At 67.4% G+C, this 5,109-nt stretch carries 7 protein-coding genes and 1 pseudogene; 1 reads left to right on the top strand and 7 read right to left on the bottom strand.

Annotation, left to right across the window (positions count from 1 at the left end; translation table 11 throughout):
• The 7 genes from DQP58_RS25770 to DQP58_RS26915 form a co-directional block, all read right to left on the bottom strand.
• Positions 1-342: copper resistance CopC family protein (locus DQP58_RS25770; RefSeq protein ID WP_133259442.1), on the bottom strand; the 342-nt coding region annotated here is incomplete at its 3' end.
• Positions 339-1,001, bottom strand: a complete 663-nt coding sequence (locus DQP58_RS25765; protein WP_112710889.1) for a YcnI family copper-binding membrane protein — start codon at positions 999-1,001, stop codon at positions 339-341. The genes DQP58_RS25765 and DQP58_RS25770, both read right to left, overlap by 4 nt.
• A gap of 28 nt (positions 1,002-1,029) precedes the next feature.
• Entirely contained in the window at positions 1,030-1,686 is a 657-nt protein-coding gene (locus DQP58_RS25760; protein ID WP_066881719.1) for a DUF6474 family protein, read from the bottom strand.
• 142 nt (positions 1,687-1,828) lie between these two features.
• On the bottom strand, positions 1,829-2,227 hold the full coding sequence (locus DQP58_RS25755; protein WP_007771864.1) for a hypothetical protein: 399 nt from the start codon (positions 2,225-2,227) through the stop codon (positions 1,829-1,831).
• Between the two features lie 598 nt (positions 2,228-2,825).
• On the bottom strand, positions 2,826-3,359 hold the full coding sequence (locus DQP58_RS25750) for a peptidase (protein ID WP_066863795.1): 534 nt from the start codon (positions 3,357-3,359) through the stop codon (positions 2,826-2,828).
• 192 nt (positions 3,360-3,551) lie between these two features.
• Positions 3,552-4,175: a superoxide dismutase gene (locus tag DQP58_RS25745; protein WP_066863798.1), complete on the bottom strand. Its 624-nt coding sequence runs from the start codon at positions 4,173-4,175 to the stop codon at positions 3,552-3,554.
• 148 nt (positions 4,176-4,323) lie between these two features.
• Positions 4,324-4,479, bottom strand: a complete 156-nt coding sequence (locus DQP58_RS26915; RefSeq protein WP_165827960.1) for a hypothetical protein — start codon at positions 4,477-4,479, stop codon at positions 4,324-4,326.
• A gap of 482 nt (positions 4,480-4,961) precedes the next feature.
• Here DQP58_RS26915 and DQP58_RS27345 point away from each other — a divergent pair.
• A pseudogene (locus tag DQP58_RS27345) lies at positions 4,962-5,109 on the top strand (DUF4328 domain-containing protein); the annotation flags it as partial.

The raw sequence follows: 5,109 nt of genomic DNA, 5'->3' as shown, positions 1-5,109 counted from the left end.
TCCGGACACCACGTGGCCATCGGCGGAGGTGACGCGGTAGTTCACCGCGTACGTTCCGGCCGGCCCGAGTGGCCGCAGGGCGATGCCGACCACCGCGCCCTGCACCGTGGGCTCTCCCGTGGACCACACGTTGCCGTCGGGCCCGACCACCGTCATGGCGGCGAACGTGGTCTGCAACTGCTCGTTGAACGTGGCGCTCACTCGCTGCGGGCCCGTCGCCAGCGCGGCATCGGCCGCGGGATCGGTGGCCACGCGGGTGGCGTGGGCCGATGCGGCGGGCGCGGTCAACGTGGCGATCACGAACATGACGCCGACGCACGCGCCAACCGCCAGGCGCTTCATGCCCGCCGGCGGATCAGTGCCATCGCGATGCCCGCGGCGGCGACCACCAGAGCGGCGCCGCCCAGCAGCCGGGCGGTGTTATCGGCCGCAGTGGGCCCGGTCGGCGCGGGGCCGGGGGAGCCGTGGTGTTGATGCGGTGCCGCCGGTCCGGCGGCGAGGGTGAGCGTGGGTACCGGGTGCTCCGGCTCGCTCCCGTCCGGCAGCGGCGGCTGATCCCACTTCACGACGGTTCCGTCGGAGTAGCTCTGCGCGGCGGGGAAGCTGACGGTGTCGGTGTCGGGCAGCTTGACCGACAGCCGGAACAGGGCGAATTGATCCGGCCCGACGCCGCCGGTGAGGGCGGCGGTCCACGTCACCGAGCGCACGGTGCCCGACGCGGCGTCGCGGTCGAGCCGGGCCGTCCAGCCCGGCTGGCTTTCGGTGCGCGCCGACGCGACGTTGGGAAGCGTGACGGTCAGCGCGGTGGTGAGCGCCCCGTTGTTCGACTCGTTGGGCACCTGGAACGTGACGATCGCCATGGCCCCACGCACCGCGTTGTCGCTGCTGGCGTGCACGTGCGCCCACGCGGCGGGGAGCTGGGCCGCCGAGCCGAGATAGAGGGCGACGGCCGCGGCGAGCGCGGTCAGGGTGCGTGAGATCCACCTGCGGTGGACGGGCATGCCGGGGTGCCGCCTTTCCTGCGAGAGGTCAGCTCAGTCCGAGGCGGGCCATCAGGTCCGCCTCGATCCCGTCGAGTTGCGTCGAGATCGCGGCGTGGGCCGCCCGGCGGCGCGCGGCCGGCATGTTCTCCGCGGCGGTGACCGCCGCCGACAGGTCGCTGAGCCGCTCGGCGATGGCGGAGACGAACTGCTTGGTCTCGGCGTCCTTAGGCTTTTTGTCCTGCACCGTGCGCAGCGACTTCTCCGCTCCCGCGATGCGGGCCGACAGCTGGGCGCCGTGACCGGAGAACTGGCCGATCTGCGCCAGCGGAATGCCGAGTTGATCCGCGCGACGCTGATCGATGAGCGCGCGGGCCGCGACCGCCGCCCGGTAGATGAGCGGCGTGAGGATCGGCGCGAGCAACCGGGACACCGTCAGCACCCGGCGGATCCGCGTCGGTGAGAAGATCTTGCCCTCCCGCACGGCCTTGAGTTCGGCCTCCGCGACCTTCAAGGCGTTGCGGTCGCGGTCCCGTTGCGCCTTGATCTGCGCGCGCAGCGCCTTGCTCTCCGCCCGCTGAGCGGATTTGGCGCGGCGCACCTCGTTTTTCGCGGCCAGCTTGGCCTCGAGCTTCGCGCGGGCCCTGATCGCGCGGGCTTCGGCGCGACGCGTCGCGCGGCTCTTTCGCTTGCGGAACAGGCCCATTCCCGGCCGCCTCCCGGTGATCTCGCTGGCAATCGTTGTCTATCGCTCTCGCGGTTGCGCGATCCGCTGAGCCAACCCTAATCGGAATGGGCGGGCGGCAGCCCTCCAGGGCGGGCTCGACAGCCGGTGCCCGGCGTGGACGTCAGGCGTCTAAGTGCTCGGCGCGGCGCAGTTCGTTGACCCGCTCCATGACCTCGCGCTGCGCCTCGGGGGACAGCTCGGCCGTGCGGACCGCGATGCGGCGCACATTGTCGTCGCGCGTTGTGGCCAACCACGACAGTTCCTTGTCGAGCTTCTCGTAGTACTCGTCGTCGGTGAAGTACGCCGACTTGATGCGGAAGAAATTGGCCAAAGCGGCCATCGTCGCCGTCGACGGGTTGGTGCGGTTGCCGGAACGCAACTGGGAGAGGTAGGGAGCCGACATCGTTATGCCCTCCGCCTTGAGCGCCGCGATCACTTCCGCGGAGGTGTGCGGCCCGCGTCCCGGGGGATACACCGTGTCGAACAGGCGATTCAGGCGAGCAGCGAACGTCGTGCTCATTGATTTGACCTCCACTGGGCTGTAGAAGTGAACTATTACCTAGGTGTATTTGCTGATCATGGTAGCGAGGCTTGGTGACCGTAACCAGGTGCAAACCCCAAGGGATTCCCGACCGGCATAGCTGACGCTTGCCAACTCCCCACTTGACGAGCGTCTAACTGATTCGCTGGGGTGTCCACTAAATCCTTGGAACTCACAGGTTATCCGCAGAATTGCAGGTTCGTTCCAAGGTGGCGGGCGGACGGCGCGCTGACGGGTGCGATAATATGCCGGAATATGCTGGGCGATCGCTCCGCAACGGGTCGACAATCCGGGGCGATTTAGCTCATCCTTTGCTGTCGAGTGGGAAAAATGCCCGCGCGACGGTCGCTCGTGCCCAGCGGGCGGCCCCCTGGCGCCGGTAGTCGAGGCGTCATTCACTTAGCCGGATACCGCTGGTAGCGCCCCGCTTGCGTCGAAGGTTCTGCGGCGCCGCAGCGTCTAGGGGACCGCGGTTGCGGAAACGGCCCGCGCGGGTGCAGACGGTCGGCCCAGCGTCGGGCAAGGCGAATCGCGGTTCGCGCGCGGCAGCGAAAGCGCGGCGCAAACCGGCATTTTGTTACGCGGCGAGCAGCATCGCCAGTATCGCCGTATCGGGGTGGCTGATCGGGTCGACGCCGACCCGGCTCACCATCGAAGTGATTGTCCCGTCGGCCTCGGCCTCCACCCAGGCCGCCCGATGCTCGAGTCCCAGATAGGGCAGTCCCGGCAGCAAGACGCATCCAGATGCCGCGCCGGTGCATTCGGGCAGTGACGGCGTGGTTTCCGACGGCGGGTGCAACATGAGCAGAGCCGGCGGCTGATGCTCCGCGAAATAGCCTGGCTGGATGGCGGATTCACCGAACACCGTGCCCTCGGCCAGCACCAGGCCAACCGTGCCGGGCTCGGGTTCGTCCGGGAGTTCTTCGCGGGCACCGAACACCGTTGTGGTCGAGAGCAATCCGGGCAGCGACGCGATTCTGACGGCGACCATGAGGAGCTGGGCCCATTCCTTGGTCGAGTCGGGCCACCGCCCGGAGATCACGAACCCCTTCAAGGCACCACGAGAATGGAACGGGGACACCCCGATAGGCCCGTCCGACCCAGTTTCCATCTCGACCTCCGCGCGATGACTCCGCTTGGAACAACCACACTGGCAAGTCCGAATAATTAAGCATGCCTGCGGTTTAGGCGCCATGCAACACGACACGGTCAGCGGCGCAGGCCTACTCACGCGGCGAGCGAAGGCCGGACAAACGACTGGGGCGCCGCGCAACGCGCGACGCCCCGGCCGATCGAAATGAAGTCAGCCGAAAATAAGGCCCTGGGTTTTCGACGTCGCGGCCTCGTACCGCTTCTGTACGTCCGCCCAGTTGACGACGTTCCAGAACGCCTTGACGTAGTCCGCCTTGACGTTCTTGTACTGCAGGTAGAAGGCGTGCTCCCACATGTCGACCTGCAGCAAGGGGATGATGCCGAGCGGAACGTTGGCCTGCTGGTCGTAGAGCTGGAAGGTCAGCAGCCGGCTGCCCAGGGTGTCGTAGCCCAGGACCGCCCAGCCCGAACCCTGCAGCCCGTTGGCGGCCGCACTGAACTGCGCGCGGAAGCGGTCGAAGGATCCGAAGGCGTCGTCGATCGCTGCGGCCAGTTCACCTGTCGGCTTGTCGCCGCCGTCCGGCGACAGGTTCTTCCACCAGATCGAGTGGTTGACGTGGCCGCCCAAGTGGAAGGCGAGATTCTTTTCGTTCAGGAAGATCGCAGCGTGGTCCTCGTTGGCGCGGGCCTCTTCGAGCTTGGACAGAGCGTCGTTCACGCCTTTGACGTACGTGGCGTGGTGCTTACTGTGGTGGATCTCGTTGATCTGCCCGGAGATGTGCGGTTCCAACGCTGCATAGTCCCAGTCCAAGTCGGGCAGGGTGTATTCAGCCACGGCATTCCTTTCTTCGATTATCGTCTTGACGCTCAGTCGCGCGGCGCCGCCTCGCGGCGGCCGGCCGTTATCAACCCTGCTCCATGACCGCGCGCTCCGCAAGAACGACCCATGTGAGCCGGAACGCGGATACCCGCTGAGCGGTTATTCAGAACAAGACGATGACCGCGAGCACGGCCAGCAATGCAAGGGCGATCAGCCCGGCGCGCAGCGCGGCGATGCTGTAGCTGTGATTCCACGCCGGGGAGCCGCAGTACGACTTCGACGGGCCCGGTGAACCCGGACCGAACGAATGCGTGGCCATCAATCGCCTTTCACCCCCGGTCACCTCGCGTCAGTGAGGTGAGTCACAAACACCTTTTGCGAACGCGATCATAGCGCTTTGTGGCGGGCTGAAGAAATATCGCGTTGAACTGCGGCTTGGCGATGGCGGCCGGGCTCGAAAGCCCGCTCCGGGCGCGGGGGCTGAATCCTCGGGCGGACGCGCTGCTCGCACGGGTGCTTAGTGAGGCAATACATTTCGCTCAACGACCGCTCCGGGCTGTCTATGGCGTGCCGACAACGCCGGATGTTATCCACAGTTACATCACGGTCAGCCGCCAGAGGCTGTAGCGATGCTTTCTATACCCGCTGCGTCCATGTGGATAAACCTGTGGAAACTGTGGATAGTCGGCGAGGTCGCGCGGGTTGCCGATCCCGCTCCCCGCGCCCGACGGTCTCGGCCGCCGGAGCGGCCCACGGCCCGCGGTCCCAAGGCCGACGCCGGGACGGCGTTAGTCTGGTCCGGTGATCCAGGTGTGCTCCCAGTGCGGCACCCGCTGGAACGTGCGCGACCGGCAACGCGAATGGTGTCCCCGCTGCCGCGGGGCCCTGCTGGCGCCCTCGGCGGGCACCCCCCCGGCTCCGGCCCACCCTTCGCGGTCGCCCGGCTGGC

The organism is Mycobacterium colombiense, assembly GCF_003284975.1.
In the GTDB taxonomy this organism is placed as follows: Bacteria; Actinomycetota; Actinomycetes; order Mycobacteriales; family Mycobacteriaceae; genus Mycobacterium; species Mycobacterium europaeum_A.
The sequence above is the reverse complement of the archived record's forward strand: the minus strand, read 5'-3'. Positions and strand labels throughout refer to the sequence as shown.

Coding starts and splice junctions, on each gene's coding strand:
- DQP58_RS25765 (WP_112710889.1), bottom strand. CDS start 1,001: ATGCCCGTCCACCGCAGGTGGATCTCACGCACCCTGACCGCGCTCGCC.
- DQP58_RS25760 (WP_066881719.1), bottom strand. CDS start 1,686: ATGGGCCTGTTCCGCAAGCGAAAGAGCCGCGCGACGCGTCGCGCCGAA.
- DQP58_RS25755 (WP_007771864.1), bottom strand. CDS start 2,227: ATGAGCACGACGTTCGCTGCTCGCCTGAATCGCCTGTTCGACACGGTG.
- DQP58_RS25750 (WP_066863795.1), bottom strand. CDS start 3,359: ATGGAAACTGGGTCGGACGGGCCTATCGGGGTGTCCCCGTTCCATTCT.
- DQP58_RS26915 (WP_165827960.1), bottom strand. CDS start 4,479: ATGGCCACGCATTCGTTCGGTCCGGGTTCACCGGGCCCGTCGAAGTCG.